The sequence below is a fragment of the Demequina soli genome (assembly GCF_000971195.1).
GTDB lineage: Bacteria > Actinomycetota > Actinomycetes > Actinomycetales > Demequinaceae > Demequina > Demequina soli.
On the sequence record NZ_BBLZ01000008.1, the window covers coordinates 225764 to 248970 of the forward strand.

Genomic DNA, 23207 nt, shown 5'->3' on the forward strand with positions numbered 1-23207 from the left:
GGGGACGACGCTCAGGCGATCGTCGCGGCGTAGGCCTCGGCGTCGAGCAGGTCCGTCGCGGTCTCGGAGACCTCGACCTTGAAGATCCACCCGTCGCCGTAGGCGTCGGAGTTGAGGGTCTCGGGGGCGCCCTCGAGCGCCTCGTTGACCGCGGTGACGGTGCCGGACACGGGCGAGTACAGCTCGCTCACGGCCTTGGTCGACTCGAGCTCGCCGCAGACCTCGCCGGCGATGACGGTGTCGCCGACGCGCGGGGCCTCGACGTACACGATGTCGCCGAGCGCCGCCGCGGCGTGCTCGGTGATGCCCACGGTGACCTCGGCGCCCGCGTCGGGCTCCCCGGAGACCCACTCGTGCTCGGCCGAGTAGGCCAGCTCCTCGGGAACGTTCGACATGGAATACCCCTCTCGGGACGGAACGGACAGCGACTGCGGGGTGCCGGCGGGCCGGCCTGGGACGAGCCTACGGGGGCTCGCCTCTCGAGCCTAGGAGGCCCGCGAGTAGAACGGTAGCGCGGCGACGGTCATCTCCTCGCGACGCCCCCGGACGTCGATCCCGACCACGGTGCCGGGCTCGGCGAGCGCGGGCGGCACGTAGGCCATCGCGATGGGCCGGCCGAGCGTCGGCGACGGCGCGCCGGACGTCACGACGCCCACCGCGGCGCCCTCGGGGTCGAGGACGGGGTAGCCGGCGCGGGCGGCGCGGCGGCCGTCCCCGACCAGGCCGACCAGGACGCGTGCGGGGCCCTCCACCTTGGCCTTGAGCAGCGCATCGTGCCCCACGAAGGGGCCGCGCGGCTTGGACGCCGTGCCGAACGCGACCACGCGGCCCAGGCCCGCGTCGAACGGGGTGGTGTCGCGCGTGAGCTCCTGGCCGTACAGCGGCATGCCGGCCTCGAGGCGCAGCGTGTCGCGCGCGGACAGCCCGCACGGGACGATGCCGTCCTCGGCCCCGGCGGCGAGCGCGAGGTCCCACACGGCCCCGGCCTCGTCGGCGCCGACGAACAGCTCGAAGCCGTCCTCGCCCGTGTAGCCGGTGCGCGCGGCGAAGGCGTGGATGTCGCCCGAGAGCAGGATGTTCGTCGCGGAGTAGTAGCGCATGGCGCGGATGTCGTCGTCGCCGCGGACGCACATGCGGCCGACGATGTCCTCGGCGCGCGGGCCCTGGACGGCGATGAGGGCGATCTCGGCGGAGACGTCCTCGACGGTCGCGTCGAAGCCCGCGACGCGCGCCTCGAGCTCCGCGACCACCACGTCCTTGTTCGAGGCGTTGGCGACGATGACGAAGTGGTCGTGGTCGCGGCGGTAGACGATGAGGTCGTCGATGACGCCGCCCTCGGGCGTGCAGATCATCGTGTACTTGGCGCCCGCGAGCGCGACCGCGGACATGCGGCCCACCAGCGCGGCGTCGAGGAACGCGGCGGCGTCCGCGCCACGGATGGCGATCTCGCCCATGTGGGAGAGGTCGAACAGCCCGGCGGCGGTGCGCACCGCGGTGTGCTCGGCGATGTCGCCGGAGTAGCGCACCGGCATCTCCCATCCCGCGAAGGGGACGAGGGTCGCGCCGAGCGCGACGTGCCGGTCGTGGAGGGGGGAGCGCAGGATGCCATCGGCCATGACGCTCACCCTAGCCGCGCCACATGTCGGCCCTGTTGCGTGGCGCCGGGATCACAGGAGCGCGAGGGCGACCGTCGCGGCGGCGACCACGGCGACCACGCCCGAGGCGACGAGCGCGAGCGTGCGGCGGCGGCGCGACACCAGCTGGGCCTCGCGGCGGTCCTCGCGGGCGGCCTCATCGAGCACCGCGGGCTGCTCGACGTGGCGGGGCGGCTCGGGCCACACGCCGGCGCCGGCGGCGTCCTGGGTGTGGCGCAGCCGCGGGTAGTAGTGCTGCGGGGCGGTCCCGAAGTCCCCTCGCCGCGCCTCGGGGACCGCGAGGCCCGGCGGCGGGCGCAGGAGCCCGGTCTGCTCGGGCTCGGAGCGCGGCGGCGCGGCCGGGGCCGTGTCGGCCGCGGCGCTGGCACGGCGACCCTCCGCGGTCGCATCGTCCTCGGGCAGCGCGGGCCGGGTGGCGGTCTCCGCGAGGCGGCGCCGCGACATGCGGGTGCTGTCGGCGCGGGACGATGCGGCGGTCGGGTCGTCGTCGCGGCGCGCCGAGATCCGGGTGTCGTCCTCCTCGTTCACGCGCCGGTCCTCCGGCGCGCGCTCGGCGTCGTGTCCTCGTGGTCGACGGCGCCCCACACGGGCCACGGGGCCGCGTCGGCCTCCGCGGGGGTCACGGACATGGAGTCCGCGACGACGACGGTGACGTTGTCGCGCGCGCCGCGCTCGAGCGCGACCTCGACCAGCGCGGCGGCCGCGGCCTCGGCGTCGCCGATGAGCCCCGCGATCTCGCCGATCTCGCGGTCCTCGATCTCCTTCATGAGGCCGTCCGAGGCGACGATGAGGCGCCGCCCGGGCACCTGCGGCACGAGCCACGCGTCCATCTCGGGGATGTCGTCGCCGATGGCGCGCGTGAGGATGTTGCGGTCGGGGTGCACGAGCGACTGCGCGACCGTGATCTCGCCGGCGTCGACGAGCTCCTGGACGTAGGAGTGGTCGTGCGAGACCTGGCGCAGCTCGCCGCCATCGAGCGCGTAGGTGCGGGAGTCGCCCACGTTGACGACCATCCACCACGGCGCGCCGCGGTGCGTCACCGCCACGGCGCCGGTGAGCGTGGTGCCCGACGCGGCGCCGACCTCGATCTGCACCTGCCGGACCAGCCGGCGGGCCTCCTCGTGCGCGCGCACGACGTCCTCGGGGGTGGCCGGCGCCCCCGCGAGGGGCCTGAACGCCGCGATCGCGGCCGCGGCGGCCTCGGCGCCCGCGAGGTGGCCGCCCATGCCGTCCGCGACGAGGTAGACGGGGGACTCGGCGAGGAAGTCGTCCTCGTTGCGCGCGCGGCCGCCCACGGCGGAGAAGCCCGCCCCGGCGACCTCGGGCGCCGCGGCCGTCACGCCGCGCCGCCCCGGCGGCGGATCTGGACCTCGACGTCGCCGAGGATGAGGCGACCGGCGACCGGCGTGGGCACGCCCTCGGGCACCTGTGCCTCGCGGCCCTCGGGGTCGACCAGGTAGGTGCCGTTGGTGGAGCCGAGGTCCTCGACCCACCAGCCGCCGCGCTCGAGGCGCAGGCGCGCGTGGGACTTCGAGACGGTGCGGGTCGAGTCGGCGAGGTCGAGCCGCCGCGTGCCGTCGATCGGGGGCAGCCCGCCCAGCCGGCCGAGCAGCACCGTGGTCGAGTCGAAGCGGTAGGTGCCGCCCTCGGAGGTGACGAGCTCCCACGCCTCGCGTACGCGGGCCGAGACCTGGGTGCGGTCGTCCTCGGCGGGCGCGGCGACGGCCGGGATGGGCACGGTCGTGGGCTCGGCCGCGCCGTCCGGGCCGGTCTCGGGCGCCGGCAGCGTTCGGGGCGGCGGCGCCACGATGTGGTGCTCGATGGTCGGCGGCGCGGGGTCCACGGGGGGCGCGGTCGTCGCCGCGGGTGCGGGGACGGGGGCCGGGGCCGGCGCGACGACGGACGCCTCGGGGACGGGCTCCGGCTCGAGCTCGGGCACGGCCGCGAACGCGGCGGGCATCGCGAACGTCGGCACGCCCGCGGGAGCGGCCGGCGGCGCGGCGGCGCCGCCCCGCAGGTACGGGCTCAGGGGCGCGGTCGGTGTCGGCTCGACGTGCACCGGCGGGAGCGTGGGCTCCGGCTCGGGCTCGGGTGCCTCGTCGAGGGGCTCCGGCTCGGGCTCCACTTCCACGGCGGCGATGTCGAGGAACGCCGGCGCCACCTCGGGCGCGGGCTCGGGGTCGACGGCGGGGACCTCCGTGCCCGGCGCCGGGGTGGCCATGGCGGCCTCCCACGCGGCGTCCTCGGCGAGGCGCGCGGGCTCGCGCGGCGCGAGCTCGGCGTAGGGGGACAGGCGCGCGCTCCCGTCGGGCTCGTCGTCGAGGTCGCGCGGGGCGAGGGTCGCGTAAGGCGAGGTCCGCAGCGCGGGCTCGTCGACGGGCGCGGACGCGTCGGCCTCGGGCTCCGGCGCGGGCTCCGGCTCGACCGGTGCCGTCGCGTCGGGCTCGGGCGGGGCGGGGCGCGCGGGGACGAGCGTCTCGTCCTCGGGATACCCGTCGCTGCCGGTGAACGGCTCGACGGGGTACATCTGGTCGACCGGGGGCTCGACCGGCTCGGGGTTCGACCACAGGCCGGCGGCGGGGGCGATGCCCCAGACGCTCACCTCGGGCGGGGTGACGGGCGGGGTGACGGGCTGGGTGACGGGCTCGGCGACGGCCTCCGCGGCCGGCTCGGCGAACGCCTCGACCGGCTCGACGGCCGGCGCGGCCACGGGCGCGAACGGCGCCGCGGCGACCGCCACCGCGACGGGCTCGACCTCGGCGACCTCGGCGACCGGCGCATCGTCCACCGCGGGCGCCCGCACGGGCAGCGTGCCCGAGACGGGGCGCACCAGCGACCCCCAGCCCACGATCGCGGCCCACAGGCCGGGCGCGACGGCGGCGACGACGGTGAGGCCCGTCGGCAGGGAGTGGTCGAGGCCGAAGCGGCGCGTCTGGACGATCCACATCATCCACGCGGTGGCGCCCGCGACGATCGCGACGCCGAGCCCCGCGAGCGCGATGGTGCTCGACGAGGCGAGGTACACGCCGCACCCCCAGGTCACGAGGCCGGCCGCGGTGACGACGCGCGCGACCACGGTGCCCGCGACGGACGACTGGGTGAGGTGCGCCATCACGGCGTAGCGGACCACGGGGATCCACGCGAGCGCCCCGCGCGCCCCGACCCGCCGGTACAGCGCGCCGAGGGCCAGGCCCATCCAGACCACGCTCACGAGGAACGCGCCGACCAGCGCGGCGGTCAGCCCGAGCGCGGCCGTGCCGGCAGGCGCCGCCTCGCTCATCGTCTCCGCGAGGACCCCTGCCGTCATCGTCGTGCTCCTTCCCTCATGCCCGTCATCGCCGCCTCCGCGCCGACGAGGACGGCGGCGGCGATGGCACCGTGCGCCACCGCTCGTCCGTGGGCTCCGCCTCGTGGCGGGGCTCGGCGGCCGCCGCGGACCCTCGGCCGAGCAGCGACCGGGTGGACAGGCGCGAGGCGAGCCTACGCCACAGCCCGAGGCGCGCCCGGAGCTCCGCGCGGTCCTCGGCCAGCATCCGCCAGGCGAGGCGCGCATCGTCCCCCTCGACGCCCTCCGCCGTGAACGTGGCGCGATCGGCGAGCTCGGCGAGCGCGGCGCCGTTCTCCGTGGCGTACGCCGCGGCGATCTCGCGGCGCGTCGCGAGCGGCATGGGCGGGAGGCCCGCGTCGATGCCGACGTCGACGTACTCGTCCCAGCCGCCCTCCGCCGACGCGCGCGCGGCGCCGCGGCGCCGGCGCGACCGGCGCACCGCCTTCGCGACCAGGATCCCGAGGAACGGGCCGAGCAGCAGCAGCGCGACGCAGCCCAGCACGATCGCCGTGCGCACCCAGCCCGTGAACCACGCCGCGCCGGTCCGCGTGGTGGGCGCCGCCTCGCCGTCCCCGCTGCGGCCCTTGGCCGCGGCGACCGCCTCGATGGGCTTGGCGCGCTCCGGGTCGGTCGCGGTCGGCAACTCCGGATCACGCTGCGTGGCGACGGTCGGGGTGACGGGCGACGCGTGCTGGGGCGTGACGTCGACCGGGATCCAGTCGCCCGAGCCCGACCGCACCTCCGTCCAGACGCTCATGTTGCGGCCGCGGCACACGTCGGTGCAGGCGGGCGGGGTCCAGCCGCGCGCGTCGGTGTCCTCGAGGCGGACGCCGACGACCACCCGTGCGGGGAAGCCGAGGTCGGCGGCGAGCAGGGCGACCGCGACCGCGAACTGCTCGTCGTCGCCGACCGCGGCGACCAGGCGGGCGTCGCTCGCGTCGGCGCCCACCTCGGCCTCGCGGTCGACGAGCGCCGTGAAGAGGCGGTCGATGCGGTCGTACGAGTGGCCCGCCGCGGACGGCTCGAACGCGTAGTCGGCGAGGTCCGCGATCCAGCGCGGCGAGCCCGCGTCCGACAGCCCGTGGCTGAGGTAGCCGCGGGCGCGCAGCCGCTCGACGAGCGTCGCGAGGCCCGCGCCGTCGCGCGTGACGCCCTGATCCGCGACCCACGCGGACAGCGACGCCGGCACCAGGTCGGCCGGGATGCCCGACGAGCCCGGCGACTCGCCGGCGTCGGCGAGCGCCACCGTGTCCGGCGCGACCGCGTCGAGCGTGACGACGTCGCCGGAGGCGAGGCCGCCGTCGACCGTCACGACCGCCGCGTCCGCCTCGGGCGCGTAGTAGAACGCGTCCGAGAGCGCACCCGCGCGGGGCCCCCCGAACGTCGCGGAGCCGAGCGCGCCCGGCACCGGGAGCCACGCGCCCTCGAGCGCGTCGACCGTGACCGTCGCGTGCACCGTCGTGCCGCCGTCGACCGGGAGGGCGGAGGGCACCCGCTGGAAGCGCAGCGGCGTGTAGCCGTCGGGCGCGACCGCCGTGAAGGAGCTGCCGTCGAAGAACGGCAGGGTGGCCACGCGGATCCGCGAGACGGGGCCGGTCACGTCGGACACGGTGAACAGCGGGGCGTCGTAGAGGCCGTCGGCGAGGTACGCGCGATAGGTGGACAGCGGCGAGACCGAGCGGTCGACCACGAGGCGCGGCGTCACGCTCGTGCGGGCGACCTCGCGGGGGTGGGACGATGCGACGGGCACGGCGACGAGCGACGCGACGACGACGGCGGTGACCAGCACGGCGACGGCCGCGCCGATGCGGCTCAGCGCGCGGCCCGCGGCGCGCACGCCGCGCACGCCGCCGCCGGCGGCACGCAGCGCGCGGCGGCGCTCGTCGGCCGACCGCCACAGCGCCCAGCCGAGCGTGACACCGAGCGCCCCGAGGCCGATGAGGGCCTCGCGGCTGGCCGCGCCCAGCGCGCCCGGCAGCCCGGACAGGGTGGTCGCGGCGGCGGGCCCGAGCGCGACCGCGACGACGAGGCCCGCGCCGGCGACGGCCGTGGCGAACCCCCACCGGCGGGGCCGCGTGCCGATCCACACGACCCCCGCGGCGGTCGCGGCCGCGAGCGCGAGCGGCACCGCGAGGGTGGCGCCGTACTCGCCCAACGGCACCGGCAGCGTCACCACGTCCTTCCAGCCCATCACAGGCGCCCGGAGGGCGGCGAGCGCCGCCTGCGCGAGCTCGCGGGGGCCGTCGAGGGCGCCGGGGATCGCCACGAGCACCGCCGCGAGGAGGTATCCGCCGCCGAGGAGGGCGAGCATCGTGCCCACGCCGCGGCGCAGCAGGATCGCGAGCGCGGCGGACCCGAGCCCCACCGCGAGGCCGACGAGCACGACGAGGCCGTACCGGCCGAGGCCCGCGCCCGCGGGCACGTAGACGTGCCGGAGCGTGAGCCAGATCGCGCCCACGATCGCGGCGGCGTACAGGCAGGCCGCCGCGAGCACCGCGGCGGCGACCCCGGGGCGCGCCGTGGCGCGGGCGGCGGTCACGATCGCGCCGTCCCGCGCGCGAGCAGCTGGCGGAGGTCGTCCAGCACCCCGAGGCTGACGAGCTGCATCCCGCCGAGTGCGTGCATGCGCGGCTCCGAGGCCGGGTCGCACACGACGGCGCCGACCGCCACGTCGGCCGGCAGGCGCAGCGCCGCGCCGCGCAGGCGCTCGTGCGGCAGCGCCGCGCCCGTCACGAGCACCGCGAGCGACGTGCCCGTGTCGTCCTCCGCCACCATCCGGGTCACCGTCGCGAGGCCCATCGCGGCCTCGGTCGCGTCGACGCCCGCGAGGTCGTCGAGCAGCGCGCGCGGCGCGTCGACGCGGAGGGAGCGCAGCGATCGGACGGTGGCGCGCGCGAACTCGGGCACCTCGCCGCTCAGCACCACCCGCAGCTGGCGCCCGTCGCGGATCGCGCGCGTGCCGAGCGACGCGACGGCGCTGACCGCCATCTCGAACTCGTCGTCGTCGCGGTACGAGCCGGCGTCGACGTCGAGCACCACGGTGAGCAGCGAGCGCCGGGTCTCCTCGAACTGGCGCACCATGAGCCGCCCGGTCTTCGCGGTCGACCTCCAGTGGATGTGACGGCGCGCGTCGCCGCGCTCGTACTCGCGCACCGCGTGGAAGGAGATGTCCTCGCTCGTGAGGATCCGCACGGCCTGGCCCTCGAGGTCGCGGATCCACCCCAGCGACGTGCTCGGCACGTCGACGGTGCGCGGGTGCACGTAGAGCGTCTGCACCTCGTCCCACGCGAGGTGGCGGCGCAGCAGGTGCAGCGGGTCGGTGCGGGTCGAGGCGGCCGGGCCGACGGCGACGATGCCGCGCCGCCGGGCGGGGATCACCACCCGTTCCGCCCACTCCTGGGAGGTGCGCAGGAGGGGCACGTGGAGCTCGACGAGCGCCTCGCCCACGGGCAGCTCGACGCCGCCCGGCAGCGCCGCATGACGGCCCTCGTTGGTCACGATCACCGAGCCGGCGGCGTCCTCGCCCGCGACCACGGCGTCCCGGTCGAGCAGGAACGCGACCCGGTAGCGCACGTCGCCCATCAGGAACGGCACGGCCAGCACGAGCAGCACCGCGCCGACGAGCCCGCCCACGAGGGCCTCCTGCCAGCCCCAGCCGAAGCCCAGCACGAGCCCCCCGAGCGTCCAGCCGGCGACGGCCCACCCGGCGGGCGTGACGACGCCGCGGACGGCCCCCCACGCGCGCCCGGCGGTGTCGCCCGCGGCGCGGGCGGTGCGGTCGAACCTCAGGCGCGCCCCGACGACCCGTCCACGCGGCGCGTCGGCGACCTCCGTGCGCGTCGAGTAGGTCCCGGTCGCGAAGGTCCGCGTCCGGGTGACGTCGTCGGGGCGCTCGCTCACGCGAGGTCCCGCTGGCTGGGCGGCGCCGTGTCGAGCAGGATCTGCCCGATGACCGCGCCCTGGGTGACGCCGTCGAACTCGGCCTCGGGGTCGAGGATGAGCCGGTGCGCGAGCACCACCTCGGCGAGCGCCTTGACGTCGTCGGGCACCACGTAGTGGCGGCCGTGCGCGAGCGCCCACGTGCGGGAGGCGCGCGCGAGCGCGAGCGCGCCGCGCATCGAGGCGCCGAGCCGCACCTGGGTCGCGCCGCGCGTCGCCGCGACGATGCGCGCGATGTAGTCGGAGATGAGCGCGTGCTGCTGCACGTCGTGGGTGAGCGCCGTCATGGTCGAGATCGCGTCGAGCTCGGCGATCGCGGGCACGGTGACGCGCGCGGGCCGGCCGGGCTCGAGGATCCGCAGGGTCGCGGCGTGGTCCGGGTAGCCGAGGGACGTCCGCATGAGGAAGCGGTCGAGCTGCGCCTCGGGCAGCGCGTAGGTGCCCGCCTGCTCGATGGGGTTCTGCGTGGCGATCACCATGAACGGCGCGCCGACCTCGCGCGTGACGCCGTCGACGGTGACCTGGCGCTCCTCCATGACCTCGAGCAGCGACGACTGGGTCTTCGGGGACGCGCGGTTGACCTCGTCGGCGAGCACGATGTTCGCGAACACCGGGCCGTGGTGGAACTCGAAGCGGCCCTGGTCGTACACCGTCACGCCGGTGACGTCGCCGGGCAGCAGGTCGGGCGTGAACTGGATGCGGGTGCTGGTGCCGCGCACGGTCTCCGCCATCGCGCGCGCGAGCGACGTCTTGCCGGTGCCGGGCACGTCCTCGAGCAGCAGGTGGCCCTCCGCGATCATCGCGGTGAACGCCAGCTCGACCACGTGCCGCTTGCCGACGACGGCGCGCTCGACGTTGTCCACGAGCGTGGAGAACGTGGTCTCGAACCACTGGGTGTGCTCGGACGTCAGGGCCACAGCGGGCTCCTCTCTGTGGCGCCGGTCATGGCGACGGCGACGGGTCGGGTTCGGGCGGCGCGCCGCCGCACGTGAGGGCGGCGCTGGTCCAGTCGGCGATGCCCGTGAGGGCGCCCTGGAAGGTCACGGTGACGCGGGCGGTGCGCATGAGCGACGGATCGTCCGTGACGGCGCCGTCGGCGTCGAGCATCGTCACCGCCGACGCCAGGTCGGCCGCGGCGCCGCCGAGCGTCGGGGCCGGCACGGTGCCGACGGTGCACGCGGCGAACGACACGGTCGGCCGGTACGAGGCACCCGAGTCCGCGGTGACGGGCGTGGTCTGGTCGGAGCACGAGCGCTGGCCGGAGCCGAAGTCGACGCAGTAGTACGCGACGACGCTGACGGCGCGGCCGGCGACCATCACGTCGCCGAAGCTGCGGGACGTCGAGCCGTCGGACCCGCGGTACCAGACCTCGAGGCCCGCGCGGGGCTGCCACTGGGGCTCGCGCTGGAGGGCGGTGGTGCACGAGGTGCCGTCGCCGTCGCACGAGTCCGCGATGCGGTAGCCGCGCTGCAGCACGGGGGCGCCCGGGTCGGCGAACGCGGCGAACACGACGTCGACGGTGGCGGCCTGGCCGAAGGTGCGGTCGTCGATGCGGCTCTCGGCGCACACCGTGACCGTGTTGGTCGCGTTGGGCTCGACGGGCACGGTGAACGATGCGGCGCCTCCCGCCGCCTGCGTCGACGCGTCGCAGCGGCCGCCGTCCATGCGGCCCACCCAGGTGGTGGAGCCCGCACCGCCGGGCGACACGCGCGCCGTGATCGTGGCGGACCCGGCGCCCTGCGCGTAGGACACGGTGGCGTCGGCGAGCACCGGCCGGCCGACGCCGTTGGCGGTGATCGTGGCGGACGTGCCGGCCTCGGCGGCGCCCCCGATCGGCGGCAGGTCGATCGCGGTGAGGGGGGTGAGGACCACGGGCACGGGGGTGTTGGAGCCGATCGCGATGCCGTCGAGGCGCAGCGTGCCCGGGGTCACGTCGACGGTCTGCGAGGAGCCGGACGCGGTGATGCGGAGCGCGCGGGTCGACGGGTCGGTGATCGCGACGACGATGTCGATGCGCTCCCCGTCGCCCGAGGTGACGGCCGGCTGCCACGACACGATGCGCGGCTGGGCCGGCGGCGCATACGCCCACGCGGTCACGGACGGTCCGGTGCGCGCGCGGCCGACGGAGTTCACCGCGTAGACGGTGAAGGTGGTCTTCGCGCCGTTGGCGAGCCCCGTGATCGGGGTGCACCGGCCCGCGGCCGTGCACGTCGCGACGGTGGTGCCGCCCGCGACCACGTCGAAGCCCGCGAGCGCGGGGTACGCGCTCGACGCCGAGCCGGGGCTCACCGCGAGCTCGACGGTGCCGTCGCCGTAGCCGACCTGGGTGACGGACGCCGCCGGCCGCGGGTAGCCCTGCAGGTCGAGGCTGATGCTGCCCGAGCGCTCGGCGCCGCTCACGCGCCCCTGGGCGTCGCGCACGCGGAACACGGCGTCGCACACCCCGCCGGCCGCGGACGCCGTCCAGGTCGCGCGCACGGTGTCGGGCCCGGCGACCGCGAAGCGCACGTCGGCGCAGTCGCCCGCACCGGTGACGTCGACCACCTCGAGCGGCGTCCCCGGCAGCGGGTTGACCTCGCCGGGCGCTCCGATGACGGTGAGGGTGCAGCCGTCGCCCTGCGCCTCGGAGCAGCGCTGCACGACGGCGCCGCCCTTGGGCAGCTCCGACGGCGCGGGCCCGACGACGAGCGACAGCACGCGCGGCTGCACCTCGGGGTGCTGGGGCAGCGACACGGTGACCGACTCCGCGCGGCCGGGCGCCGCATCGTCCTTCGCGCGGATGGTGAGGCGCGCGCCGTCGCGCCGCACCTCGAACAGCTGGCCGGAGTAGGTGGCGGCGACCTCGACGTCGGACGCCGTCGCGCCCTCGGGCCAGCGCACCATGTGGCCCAGGTCGAACGCGTCCGACGCCCCCGGCGCGATCTCGAGGGAGGCGCTGGCGAGGGTGGGCACGGGGTCGGCGGGCACCACCGTCACCGGCACGGGCAGCACGGTCCAGGCGTGCTGCCCGGCCAGCCGCACGGCGATGAGGCACGTATCCGTGTACGGCGCGCCGGACCCGGCGTCGTACGTCACGGCGCGGGCGCCCGACGCCTCGCAGCGCGCCTCGGAGCGCGCGCCTCCCGCGCGCACCTGGCCCGCGTCGACCTCGACGGCCGTGCCGTCAGGCGCGGCGAGGAGCGGCGCGACGTCGACGGTGGCCGTGCCGCCCTCGTCGACCTGGATGCGGGCGTCCTCGCGGAGCGCGAGGCGCAGGTCGTCGCCGCCGAGGATGCGCAGGAAGCCGTGGCCGACGGTGCGCTCGCCCGCGAAGTCCCTGCCCTCGACAGTGAACGCGATGACCCGCGTCCGGTCGGGCAGCGGCCCCGACAGCGTCGAGCCGTCGACGGTGACGTCCGCGGGGTCGCCCCACAGCGACAGCCGCAGCCCCGACACGTCGCCGCTGGCCCACGCCACGGTGCCGGCGAGCACGTCGACCCCGGTCGTGAAGGAGTCGCGGTTCTCGAGAGTGAGGACGGTGTCCGCGACCACGGGCACGTCGACCACCTTCTCGCGCACCGCCTTGAGGACGATGCGCCCCTGGGAGATCGAGCCCGTCGCATTGCGCGCGGTGTAGAGGTACGCGTAGGTGCCGACGTCGCCCGTGACCTCGAACGTGACGACCCCGTCCGCGAGCGTGCGGGCGGTGTTGTCGGAGGCGGGCAGCAGCGAGGCGAGCGACGAGTACTCGGCCGTGCCCTGCTCCGCGTCGGGCCGCACGTCGACCAGCTCGAGCGCGCCGCCCGTCAGGTCGAGGTCGTTGGCGAGCGGCTCGACCACGACGCGGCGTCCGGACTGCGCCTGGACCTGCACGAAGTCGGTGTACGTCACGGGCGCGGGATCCGCCTCGACTCCGACCACGCCGATGCGGGCGGTGGCGGTCGCCGTGCGCCCGCGCGCGTCGACGACGCGGAACTCGAGGTCGTCCTGACCGGCGAAGCCCGCGACCGACGTGTATACGAGCGCGGTGCCGTCGGCGCTGATGCGCGCGGCGCCGTGGGCCGGCTGCCGGGTGACCGCGTCGAGCGTGACGGCGTCGCCGTCGGGGTCGACGCCCGTCCCGTCGAACGGGAGGCGGACCTCCTCGCCCGACGCGGCGCGCCCCGCGAGGTCCTTGGGGGTCGGCGCGCCGTTGTCGGCCCCGTCGGTGACGGTCACGACGACCGCGGCGGTGTCGCGCTGCGCAGGGAAGCCGAGCACGTACGAGGCGTACGGGATGCGGTAGGTGCCGGGGGTGTCGGGCGCGAGGATGCGCACGAGCGGTCCGGCGGCGAACGCGAGTCCGTCGCCGTCGGGGGCCGCGACGGAGCCCGGGTCGAGCGCGACCACCGCGCCGGCCGCGGCGACGTCGTTGTCGAGCACGCGCACGTCGACCTGGCCCCCCGCGCGGACGGTGATCGGGTCGTCCGTCGCGAGCGGCGCGGCGGGCACCGCGGAGTCCAGCAGGATCACGGTGATCTCGCCGCGCACCGTCATCGCGGCCCGGCCGGAGCCGTCGGAGACGGTGTACGAGACGACGCCGAGGACGCCCGGCTGCCCGTCGCCCGTGGTGCCGGACAGGCGCAGCGCGCCGTGGCCGACGATGGACGCCTCGACGCGCGCGGCGCCGTCGGGTGCGACCGACGCGTCCGAGAGCAGCAGGACCCGACCGCCGGGGTTGGTCACCGCGTCGAGGACGTCGACGGTCGCGTCCTCGTGGGGGCGCACGAAGGCGGTCAGGGGGACGGTCGCGAGCGCCTCGTCCTCCGGCGCGAGCACGGTGACGCGCGCAGCGCCGCGCGCCTGCAGAGCGCCGTCGACCACGGTGACGTCGATGGCGTAGGTGCCCGGCACGTCGGAGGAGAGCAGCACGCTGGAGCCGTCGGGCGACACCTCGACGGTGGCGCCGTCGACCGGGTCGACGCTGGCCTCCGTGACGACGGGGTGCCCGGCGCCGCCCGTCACGCGCGAGGCGATGTCGATCGACGTGCGCACGCCCTGGAGGGCGGTGACGGCGATCGGGTCGACGGTGAGCGCGGGCTCGCCCACCACGTCGACGTGGAGGGTGCGGTTCGCCGTCTCGCCGCGCGAGTCCGCGACGGTGACGAGCACGTCGACCTTCGAGGAGTCGCCGCCGTGGCGGATCACGACGGTGCCCTCGGGCGACGCGGCGATGGACACGTCGGGGTCCTCGGAGGTCGCGGAGGCCACGTAGACGGGGTCGCCCTCGGGGTCCACCCAGCCCTCGAGGACGTCGACGCTCACGGTGCCGCCCGCGTCCACCTGCGGCGTGGGCCACGGCGCGACGCAGCCCTCGACGCCGCACCACGCGGGCGCGGACTCGCCGCGCTCGACGGTGAGGGTCACGGTCGCGGGCGGGGAGACGCCCTGCTCGCCGCTGCCGTCGGAGATCGCGTAGGTGAAGGTCGCGCTGCCGGACGCCCGGGGGTCGACGGTCGCGACGAGCGACTGGCCGTCGTCGCCCACCGTGATCCGTGCGAAGGATCGGGACGGCTGCGTGACGCTCGAGGGCTCGATGGTGAGGAGGTCCCCGTTGGGGTCGTGGTCGTTGAGCAGCACGGGCAGGCGCACCTGCCGACCCGCGCGCACGCCCAGGGCGTCGTCCTCGGCGACGGGCGGGCGCGGGTCGCGGACCTCGGTCGCGACCTCCTGCTGGGAGGACGATGCGGTGGTCTGCTCGTCGGGCGACCACGCCTGGGACGACGCGACCAGGGTGCCCGACGGCACGTCCCATACCCACCCGGTGCGGTCCTCGTTGAGCACCATCCGCGAGCCGTTGGAGCGCAGCTGCGGCTCGCGCCGCTCGCCCAGCGTGCCGCCGCCGTAGTCGAGCGCGACGGTGGGGCCCGCGGAGCTCCACAGCGTGCCGGCGCCGCCGCCCGTGGGCAGCCAGGCCGCGTAGACGACGCCGTCGAGCTCCGCCGGGGCGGCGGGCGCGCCGGCGGCGGCGTCCGAGCCGAACACCCGCTCGGCCGCGCCGCCGTCCGCGGGCACCACGACGAGGCCGCGGCCGTCGGCGATCCGCACGTCCGCGGAGGCGGTGGGGGCCTGCAGGCGGGCGTCGGGGTCCGTGGAGGTCGCGCGCGCGCCGTCGACGCCCTGCCGCCACAGCTCGCCCGTGTCGGCCTCGAGCAGCACCCAGGCGCCCCCGGCGAAGGACACCTGGTACGAGCCGTCCTCGGGCGCGTCCGGCACGGCGTCGACGCCCTGCACCACGCCGCCAGCGTCCGCTCTCACCACCCCGCCGAGCGAAGGCGAGTAGGCCGCGAGCGCGCCGTCGGCGGCCACCGCCACGGCGACCGCGCGCAGCCCGTCGCCGTTGTCCAGCACCACCTCGCGCGGGCCCAGGGCGGTGCCGTCGGAGATGCGGCCCGCGAGCACGTCCCCGTCCGCGGCGAGGTACGCGACGGCGTCCCCGTCCGCGGCGACCGCGGTGGTCCCGACGGGCGTGTCGACCCCGGCGTCGCCGCCCGCCGTGAGGTCCGCGGGCCGTCCCGCGTCGAGCGCGGTGACGGTGGTGAGGCCGGCCGAGAGCATGAGCAGCCGGTCGCCCGACTGGAGGATGTCCGACGGCGAGTCGACCTCCTTGACGGTGTCGATCTCGCCGATCTCGGTGTTGACGCGCGCGTAGCGCTCGCCGGTGCCCGTCTGCAGCGCCCACACGGTCGGGTCGACGGCGTCGGCCTCGCGCTCGTCGAAGCCGGGCGCGATCGCGGCGCCCACGACGGCGGCGGCCGCCACGACGCCGGCGACGATGCGCCCCGTGCGGCGGCGTCGCGCGGCGGTGGCCCGGCCGACGTCGGTCACCCGCCGCCCGCCAGCGACATGACGAGGGCGGTGGTGACGGTCGCGGCCGCGGCGGCGCCGAGGGCCCAGGCCACCACGTGGCGCGCGGAGGTGCGCGGCTGGCCGGCGAGGGTGCCGGTGACGGTGGCGCGGCGGCGCGGCGTCACGGGGACGTGCGAGCGGACGGGGCCGCGCGGCGCATCGTCCACCGTCACCCGGGAGGCCTGCGCCCACGCGTCGGTGGGCACCTCGAGCGGGGTCACGGGCAGGCCGAGGTCGCGCTGGACCTCCTGGAGCGCCTGCCCGAACGCGAGCGCGCTCGGGTAGCGGTCGCCCGGGTCCTTGCGCATGCCCCCCGCGAGGGCCTGGTCCAGCGCGGCGGGCACGTCGTCGCGGCCCGTGGGCCGGTAGCGCGCCTTGAGGATGCGCGCCTTGAGGTCGTCGGGCGGGAGGCGCCGGTCGGCCTCGTCGAACGGGCTGTGCTGGGCGAGCAGGGTGTAGACGGTCGCCGCGAGCGACCACACGTCGGAGGCGACGGTGCCGGAGCTCATCCGGTCGATCACCTCGGGCGCGCTCCACGGGGGGCTCATCGCGACGTCGTCGGCGTCGCCGGCCATGACGGCGGTCGCGACGCCGAAGTCCGACAGGACCGGGTGGCCGAACTGGGTCACCAGGATGTTGGACGGCTTGATGTCGCGGTGCAGCATGCCGATGCGGTGGGCGGCCTCGACCGCCGACGCGATCTGCACGCCGACGGCGAGCACGTCGTGCACGGGGATGCGCTCGGCCCGGTAGCGGTTCGCGAGCGAGCCGGGACAGTACTCGACCACCATGTACGGGCGCCCGTCACCCGACACGGAGGCCTCGTGGACGGTGAGGATGGACGGGTGCGCGCTGAGCGCAGCCATCACGTCGGCCTCGACGCCGAGGGCGCGCGCCGCCGCATCGTGCACCTTCTTGTGCAGGACCTTCACCGCGACCTGCCGGCGCGGCATGTCCTGCTGGAACAGGAACACGTCGGCGAACCCGCCCTGGCCGAGCGGGCGCACGTACGTGTACCCGGGCAGCACGGGCGGCTGGAGAGGCTGCCGGCTCATGACCCTCCGGGCCCGGCGGGCGGGCGACGGGGCGGGACGGCGGTCATGCCGACAGCGTAGCCATCCGGGCGCCGCGCGCGCCGGTGCGTCCCCGCGCGCCACTCACGGGCGCGCGGGGGTCCGGCTCAGGCCTCGTACTCGTCGAGCGGCGGGCACGCGCACACGAGGTTGCGGTCGCCGTGGGCGTTGTCGATGCGGCGCACCGGGGACCAGTACTTGTCGACCCGCAGGGACGACACGGGGAACGCGGCCTGCTCGCGCGGGTACGCCTGGGCCCACGAGTCGGACGCGACCATCGCGACGGTGTGCGGCGCGTGGCGCAGCGGCGAGTCGGCGGCGGTGATCTCGCCGCGCTCGACGGCCGCGATCTCCTCGCGGATGGTCACCATGGCCTCGATGAAGCGGTCGATCTCGCCGAGGTCCTCGGACTCGGTCGGCTCGACCATGAGCGTGCCCGCGACCGGGAACGACATGGTGGGCGCGTGGATGCCGAAGTCGATGAGGCGCTTGGCGATGTCCTCCGCCGTGACGCCCGTGCGCTGCGTGAGCGGGCGGACGTCGAGGATGCACTCGTGCGCGACCAGGCCGCCGGGGCCGCGGAAGAGCACCGGGTAGTGCTCGCCGAGGCGTGCGGCGACGTAGTTCGCGGCGAGCACCGCGGTCTCGGTGGCGCGGCGCAGGCCGCCGTGGCCCATGAGCGAGATGTACGCCCACGAGATGGGCAGGATGCCGGCGGAGCCGTACGGGGCGGCCGACACGGGCGCGCCCTCGCGGGCGAGCTCGCGCGGCGACTGCACGGGGGCGAGCGACCGCGGCAGGAACGGGACCAGGTGCTCGGCGACCGCGACGGGGCCCACGCCGGGGCCGCCGCCGCCGTGCGGGATGCAGAACGTCTTGTGGAGGTTGAGGTGCGACACGTCGCCGCCGAAGTGGCCCGGCTTGGCGATGCCGACGAGCGCGTTGAGGTTCGCGCCGTCGATGTAGACCTGACCGCCGGCCTCGTGCACGGCCGCGCACACCTCGCCCACGTGCTCCTCGTACACGCCGTGGGTCGACGGGTACGTGATCATGATGCAGCTCACGCGGCCCTCGTGCTGCGCGATCTTGGCGCGCAGGTCGTCGAGGTCCACCTCGCCGTCGGGCGCGGTCGCGACCACCACGACGCGCATGCCCGCGAGCACCGCGGAGGCCGCGTTGGTGCCGTGCGCGGACGCGGGGATGAGGCACACGTCGCGCTCGAGGTCGCCGCGCGAGCGGTGGTACTCGCGGATCGCGAGCAGGCCCGCGTACTCGCCGCGCGAGCCGGCGTTCGGCTGCACCGAGACGGCGGCATACCCCGTGATCTCGGCCAGCCAGCACTCGAGCTGGGCGATCATCTCGCGGTAGCCCTCCGTCTGGTCCGCGGGGGCGAACGGGTGGATCTGCGCGAAGCCGGGCCAGCTCACGGCGGCCATCTCGACGGCGGCGTTGAGCTTCATCGTGCACGAGCCGAGCGGGATCATCGTGCGGTCGAGCGCGAGGTCGCGGTCCGCGAGGCGGCGCATGTAGCGCATGAGGGACGTCTCGGACCGGTACGTGTGGAAGATCGGGTGGGACAGGTACTCGGAGGTGCGGCGCAACGCGACCGGGATGGTGACCGTGGGGCCCGTGTAGACGGGGCGCTCGGCGGGACGGTCGAGGATCGCCTCGACGAGCGCGGTGAGGATCTCGGGCGTGGTGCGCTCGTCGCACGCGATCGCGATCGCGTCGGCGTCGAGGCGGCGCACGTTGATGCCGCGCGCCGCGATCCGGGCGAGCGCGGAGTCCGCGCCGCGCGGCGTCTCGACCACCACGGTGTCGAAGAAATGCTCGTGGCGGATGGCCACGCCGCGCGCGCGCAGCGCATCCGCGAGCGTCGACGCCATCGTGTGCACCCGCAGCGCGATCTCGCGCAGGCCGTCGGGGCCGTGGTGGACGGCGTAGAAGCTCGCGATGACGGCGAGCAGTGCCTGCGCGGTGCAGATGTTCGAGGTCGCCTTGTCGCGGCGGATGTGCTGCTCGCGCGTCTGGAGCGCGAGGCGGTACGCGACGTCGCCGTCCGCGTCGACGGACACGCCGACGAGGCGGCCGGGCAGCTGCCGCTCGAGGCCCTCACGGACCGCGATGTAGGCGGCGTGCGGGCCGCCGTAGAACAGCGGCACGCCGAAGCGCTGCGCGGAGCCCACGGCGATGTCCGCGCCGAGCTCGCCCGGCGCCTTGATCACGCACAGCGACAGGATGTCGGCGGCGACGGTGACGAGCGCGCCGGCCTCGTGAGCGAGGTCGATGAGCGTGGTGACGTCGCGGACGACGCCGGTCTGGCCCGGCTGCTGGATGACGAGGCCCACGAGGTCCTCGGGGGCCTCCCAGCCCTCGCCCAGCTCCTGGACCTCGAGCGCCAGCCCGATCGCCTCGGCCTGGGCCCGCACCACCTCGACGGTCTGGGGCAGGCACTCGGCGTCGAGGACGATGCGCCCGTCGGCCTTGCCCCGGACCGCGCGGCGCATGAGCAGCACGGCCTCGGACACGGCCGTCGCCTCGTCGAGCAGGGAGGCGCCCGCGACGTCGAGCGCCGTGAGGTCGGCGATCATGGTCTGGAAGTTGAGCATCGCCTCGAGGCGGCCCTGCGAGATCTCCGCCTGATACGGCGTGTAGGCCGTGTACCAGGCGGGATTCTCGAGAACGTTGCGCTGGATCGCCATCGGCGTGATGGTGTCGTGGTAGCCCTGGCCGATCATCGACACGCGCACCGCGTTGCGCGACGCGAGCCGCCTCAGGTCCCCCAGCACCTGGTCCTCGGTGCGCGGGTCGGGCAGCACGAGGACGTCGTCCCCGCGGATCGCGGCGGGCACGGCCGCGTCGACGAGGGAGTCCAGCGAGCCGTGTCCCACGGCGGCGAGCATGGTCTCGAGGGCGGACGCGTCGGGTCCGATGTGGCGGTCGGCGAAGGAGGTCACCGGGCCATTGTTGCGCATCGTCCAGGGCGATCGTTCGCGCTGTGGCGCACGTGACACCGCGTGCCGCGCGGCCGGGCGCGCGGCGGCGCCCCCGCGGCGCGTCAGGCCTGGTCGGCGGCCGGAGCCGGGCGTCGCCCGCGCAGCGACACGCCGATGCCCAGGCCGATCGCGTCCGCGGCCGTCATGACGAACCGGCTCACGAGCGCGAGCGTGAGCGCCTGCGCGGGCGTCGCGACCGGGGCGAGGGCCACCACGAGCGCGGCCTCGCGCGCCCCCGCGCCGGCGGGCGCGACGACCACGAGGAAGCCCACGAGCCACGCGAACGCGAACGCGCCGGTGGCGATCGCCAGGCCGGAGCCGGGCGCGAGCTCGCGCAGCAGCAGCCACGCGTGCACCCCGAGCACCACCCACATGAGCGCCGACCACGCCGCGGACGCGAGCAGCGCCTTCCCGCCCACGTGCGCCGGCACCTCGGTGCGGCGCGTGAGGCGGAACGCGAGCACCACCAGCCGCTCGAGGACGGGCGGGACCAGCATGAGCGCGAGGGCCGCGGCGACCACGAGCACCCACCAGTAGGTGGCGAGCGCACCCGGGACCGCCACCAGCAGCCCGACAGCCCCGACCACTCCCGCGGTCACCACGCCGACGACCATCGCGACGATCGACCCGGTCATCGCGCGCGGGCGGCTCACGCCGTGGTCGCGCGCGAACTCGGCCTGCGCGAGCACGGGCCACACCGACCCGGGGATGTACTTGCCCACCTGGGACAGCAGGAACACGCGCAGCGCCTCGGGCACCGTCGCGTCGAGCCCGATCGAGCGCATGACGGCGCGCCACGACAGCGCGTTGAGGCCCAGCGCCAGCACGCAGGCGGCGAGCGCGCCCACGATCGCGTGCCACGTCAGCTCGGCGAGCGCCGAGGACACCTCGTCCCACTGCGTGACGACGGCGTACCCGAGGAGCCCGACCGCCACCGCGAGGAAGGCCCAGCGGAGCACCTGCTTCATGCGGCGCGTCGCTCCCACATGCCGGCGATGCCCTCGGCGAGCCCCACGCGGGGCTCCCAGCCGAGCGCATCGTGCGCGAGCGAGACGTCGAGCCACGTCGAGTCGGGGTCGACGCCGCGCGACGGGAGGTGCTCGACCCGCACGCCGTCGGCGCCGATCGCGTGCGTGAGCACGTCGAGGAGGTCGCACAGGGGGGTCGGCACGCCCGAGCCGATGTTCACGACCGGCGGAGCGTCGGGCCGGGCGATCACGCGCGCGACGGCGTCGACCACGTCGTCGACGTGGACGTAGTCGCGCGCGACCGTGCCGCCGCCGTACAGCCGGATGGGCGCGCCGGCGAGCGCGGCCCGCATCCAGATCGCGAGCACGCCCTGGCCGTGGTCGCCGCGCTGCCCGGGCCCGTACGCGTTCGCGACGCGCATCGCGGTCGCCGCGAGGCCCGCGTCCGCGAGCACGCGCTCCTGCGCGAGCTTGTAGGCGCCGTACGCGTTGGGCGGGTGGGGCGCATCGGTCTCGGCGTATGGCGGCCGGCCGGCGCCGCCGTACATGGCGCCGCCCGTCGACAGGAGGACGATGCGCGGCGGGGCGGGGCGCGACGCCGCCGCGCGGGCGAAGGACCGGAAGGCGGCGAGCTCGGCCTCGACGCGCGCGGGCTCCTCCTGCGCGACGGTCGGGGTGATGCCCCCGGCGGCCCACACGAGGACCGGGACGTCGACGGCGCGGGGCGCCAGCGCATCGTCCACCAGCACGGGATCGGTGCGGGTGAAGCCCGTCACGCGCGACCCGCGGGCGGCGAGCCCGGCGGCGATCGCGGAGCCCAGGAAGCCGCGTGAACCGACGACGGCCACGTCATACACTGTGCTCACCGACCGCCCTCTCCCCGTACCGGAGTCATCCTATGGCCCTGCCTCGAGTGCTCGTCCTCACCTCGACGCTGCCGGCGCGCGAGGGGGACGGGACCCCGGCGTTCGTCGCGGATCTGGCGCGCGAGCTGGGCCGGGAGTTCGAGGTGCGGATCCTCACGCCGGCCGTGCCGGGAGGCGCGCCGCGCGAGCGCCTCGGGGAGAACGTCGAGGCGATCAGGTACCGCTACTTCCCGTCGCGCTGGGAGGACCTCGCCGACGGCGCGATGCTCGAGAACGTCCGCGCCCGCCGCTCGCGCATGCTGCAGGTGCCGTTCCTCATGGGCTCGATGGCGGTCGCGCTGCGACGCGAGCTGCGCGAGTTCCGCCCCGACGCGATCCACGCGCACTGGATCATCCCGCAGGGCATCGTGGCGCGGACCTTCGCGGGCGCGGTGCCGACGGTGGTGACCACGCTCGGCGGCGACCTGTACGCGCTCGACGGCTCGCTCGCGCGGGCGCAGAAGTCTCGCGTGGTGCGGGCCGCCTCCGCGATCACCGTGATGAACGAGGACATGCGGGCCCGCGTGGTGGGCCTCGGCGGCGACCCGTCGACCACGCATGTCATCCCGATGGGCGCGCGCTTCACCGCCCTCTCGCGCGACGACCGTCAGGTCTCCAAGCCCGCGACCTGGCGGCACCCCGTCCACCTGCTCGCCGTCGGGCGGCTCGTGGAGAAGAAGGGCTTCGACGTCCTGCTGGAGGCGCTGCGCCGCTCGCGCGCGCGCATCGACCTCACGATCGTGGGCGACGGGCCCGAGCGCGCCCGCCTCGAGGGCCTCGCCGAGGGGCTGCCGGTGACGTTCCGCGGGCAGCTGCGACGCGAGGAGCTCGACGACGAGCTCGCCCACGCCGGCATCGCGGTGTTCCCGTCGCGCCGGGCCTCGACCGGCGACCAGGACGGGCTGCCGGTCGCGATGCTCGAGGCGATGGGCGCGGGCTGCGCCGTGGTCGCGTCGGACCTGCCGGGGCTCAACGAGGCGATCGAGCCCGGGCACTCGGGCGTGCTCGTGCCCGAGGGCGACGCGGACGCGCTCGCCCGCACGCTCGAGGTGCTCGCCGAGGACCAGGAGCTGCGCGCCGCGCTCGGCGCCGCGGCGCGCGAACGCGCTCGGGCCTACTCGGTCGAGGCGGTCGGCGAGGGATACCGCGACCTGTTCCACCGGATCATCGCGAAGGCCCCTCAGCACGCGGGGCGCTGAGCCTGGGCGTCAGCCCACCGGCCACGGCAACTTTGAGGATCCACCCGGCAAAGTCGCGGCTCTCCAGGGCGCGTTCTCACCATTGCTGAGCCCGGTCGGGCCGGGCCACGAAACCGTCCGGCCAACCACATCAACTTTGAGCATCCACCCTGACAAGCAGCAACTCTTCAGGGCGCGTTCTCACAATTGCTGAACGGTGCCGGGCCGCTCAGCTGAACCGGCCCAGCCCGGCCACGGAGCCGACCCGCCCCGCTACCGCCCGAGCCGCTCGTAGCGC

14 protein-coding genes are annotated in these 23207 nt (G+C 76.2%); 1 reads left to right on the forward strand and 13 read right to left on the reverse strand.

Annotated features, from left to right (window positions below; genetic code table 11):
• Positions 1 to 11: 11 nt before the first annotated feature.
• From gcvH to AOM04_RS13820, 13 genes are all read right to left on the reverse strand, one after another.
• Entirely contained in the window at positions 12 to 395 is a 384-nt protein-coding gene (gene gcvH, locus AOM04_RS13760; protein ID WP_062465356.1) for a glycine cleavage system protein GcvH, read from the reverse strand.
• A 90-nt stretch (positions 396 to 485) separates the two neighbouring features.
• A complete protein-coding gene (gene gcvT, locus AOM04_RS13765) occupies positions 486 to 1616 on the reverse strand; it encodes a glycine cleavage system aminomethyltransferase GcvT (RefSeq protein ID WP_062465357.1) in 1131 nt (376 codons plus the stop codon).
• 51 nt (positions 1617 to 1667) lie between these two features.
• A complete protein-coding gene (locus tag AOM04_RS13770) occupies positions 1668 to 2183 on the reverse strand; it encodes a hypothetical protein (RefSeq protein WP_062465358.1) in 516 nt (171 codons plus the stop codon).
• Positions 2180 to 2995 (reverse strand): PP2C family protein-serine/threonine phosphatase, encoded by an 816-nt coding sequence (locus tag AOM04_RS13775; protein WP_062465359.1) that lies wholly within the window; start codon positions 2993 to 2995, stop codon positions 2180 to 2182. Before AOM04_RS13775 ends, AOM04_RS13770 begins: the two co-directional genes overlap by 4 nt.
• A complete protein-coding gene (locus tag AOM04_RS13780; protein ID WP_062465360.1) occupies positions 2992 to 4962 on the reverse strand; it encodes an FHA domain-containing protein in 1971 nt (656 codons plus the stop codon). The genes AOM04_RS13775 and AOM04_RS13780 overlap by 4 nt, the downstream gene beginning before the upstream one ends.
• A 25-nt stretch (positions 4963 to 4987) precedes the next feature.
• The gene (locus tag AOM04_RS13785) at positions 4988 to 7522 is read right to left on the reverse strand and encodes a transglutaminase domain-containing protein (RefSeq protein WP_062465361.1); all 2535 of its coding nucleotides are present in this window, start codon (positions 7520 to 7522) and stop codon (positions 4988 to 4990) included.
• A complete protein-coding gene (locus AOM04_RS13790) occupies positions 7519 to 8883 on the reverse strand; it encodes a DUF58 domain-containing protein (protein WP_062465362.1) in 1365 nt (454 codons plus the stop codon). The genes AOM04_RS13785 and AOM04_RS13790 overlap by 4 nt, the downstream gene beginning before the upstream one ends.
• Entirely contained in the window at positions 8880 to 9839 is a 960-nt protein-coding gene (locus AOM04_RS13795; protein ID WP_062465363.1) for an AAA family ATPase, read from the reverse strand. Before AOM04_RS13795 ends, AOM04_RS13790 begins: the two co-directional genes overlap by 4 nt.
• Positions 9840 to 9864: 25 nt before the next feature.
• Positions 9865 to 15768 carry an Ig-like domain-containing protein gene (locus AOM04_RS13800; RefSeq protein ID WP_062465364.1) on the reverse strand — a complete coding sequence of 1968 codons (5904 nt, stop codon included), beginning with the start codon at positions 15766 to 15768 and terminating at the stop codon, positions 9865 to 9867.
• A complete protein-coding gene (locus tag AOM04_RS13805) occupies positions 15765 to 16844 on the reverse strand; it encodes a serine/threonine-protein kinase (RefSeq protein ID WP_062465365.1) in 1080 nt (359 codons plus the stop codon). Before AOM04_RS13805 ends, AOM04_RS13800 begins: the two co-directional genes overlap by 4 nt.
• A 125-nt stretch (positions 16845 to 16969) precedes the next feature.
• Positions 16970 to 19837, reverse strand: a complete 2868-nt coding sequence (gcvP, locus tag AOM04_RS13810) for an aminomethyl-transferring glycine dehydrogenase (RefSeq protein WP_062465366.1) — start codon at positions 19835 to 19837, stop codon at positions 16970 to 16972.
• An 83-nt stretch (positions 19838 to 19920) separates the two neighbouring features.
• On the reverse strand, positions 19921 to 20826 hold the full coding sequence (locus AOM04_RS14905) for a lysylphosphatidylglycerol synthase domain-containing protein (RefSeq protein WP_062465367.1): 906 nt from the start codon (positions 20824 to 20826) through the stop codon (positions 19921 to 19923).
• Positions 20823 to 21674 carry an NAD-dependent epimerase/dehydratase family protein gene (locus AOM04_RS13820; protein WP_228373729.1) on the reverse strand — a complete coding sequence of 284 codons (852 nt, stop codon included), beginning with the start codon at positions 21672 to 21674 and terminating at the stop codon, positions 20823 to 20825. Before AOM04_RS13820 ends, AOM04_RS14905 begins: the two co-directional genes overlap by 4 nt.
• Positions 21675 to 21724: 50 nt before the next feature.
• Between AOM04_RS13820 and AOM04_RS13825 the strand changes: the two genes are divergently transcribed.
• A complete protein-coding gene (locus tag AOM04_RS13825) occupies positions 21725 to 22930 on the forward strand; it encodes a glycosyltransferase (RefSeq protein ID WP_082104672.1) in 1206 nt (401 codons plus the stop codon).
• Positions 22931 to 23207: the final 277 nt, after the last annotated feature.

Bases quoted from the DNA above. Each gene is read 5' to 3' on its own strand.
- gcvH (WP_062465356.1), bottom strand. From the start codon at position 395: ATGTCGAACGTTCCCGAGGAGCTGGCCTACTCGGCCGAGCACGAGTGG.
- gcvT (WP_062465357.1), bottom strand. From the start codon at position 1,616: ATGGCCGATGGCATCCTGCGCTCCCCCCTCCACGACCGGCACGTCGCG.
- AOM04_RS13780 (WP_062465360.1), bottom strand. From the start codon at position 4,962: ATGACGGCAGGGGTCCTCGCGGAGACGATGAGCGAGGCGGCGCCTGCC.
- AOM04_RS13805 (WP_062465365.1), bottom strand. From the start codon at position 16,844: ATGAGCCGGCAGCCTCTCCAGCCGCCCGTGCTGCCCGGGTACACGTAC.
- gcvP (WP_062465366.1), bottom strand. From the start codon at position 19,837: ATGCGCAACAATGGCCCGGTGACCTCCTTCGCCGACCGCCACATCGGA.
- AOM04_RS14905 (WP_062465367.1), bottom strand. From the start codon at position 20,826: ATGAAGCAGGTGCTCCGCTGGGCCTTCCTCGCGGTGGCGGTCGGGCTC.
- AOM04_RS13825 (WP_082104672.1), top strand. From the start codon at position 21,725: ATGGCCCTGCCTCGAGTGCTCGTCCTCACCTCGACGCTGCCGGCGCGC.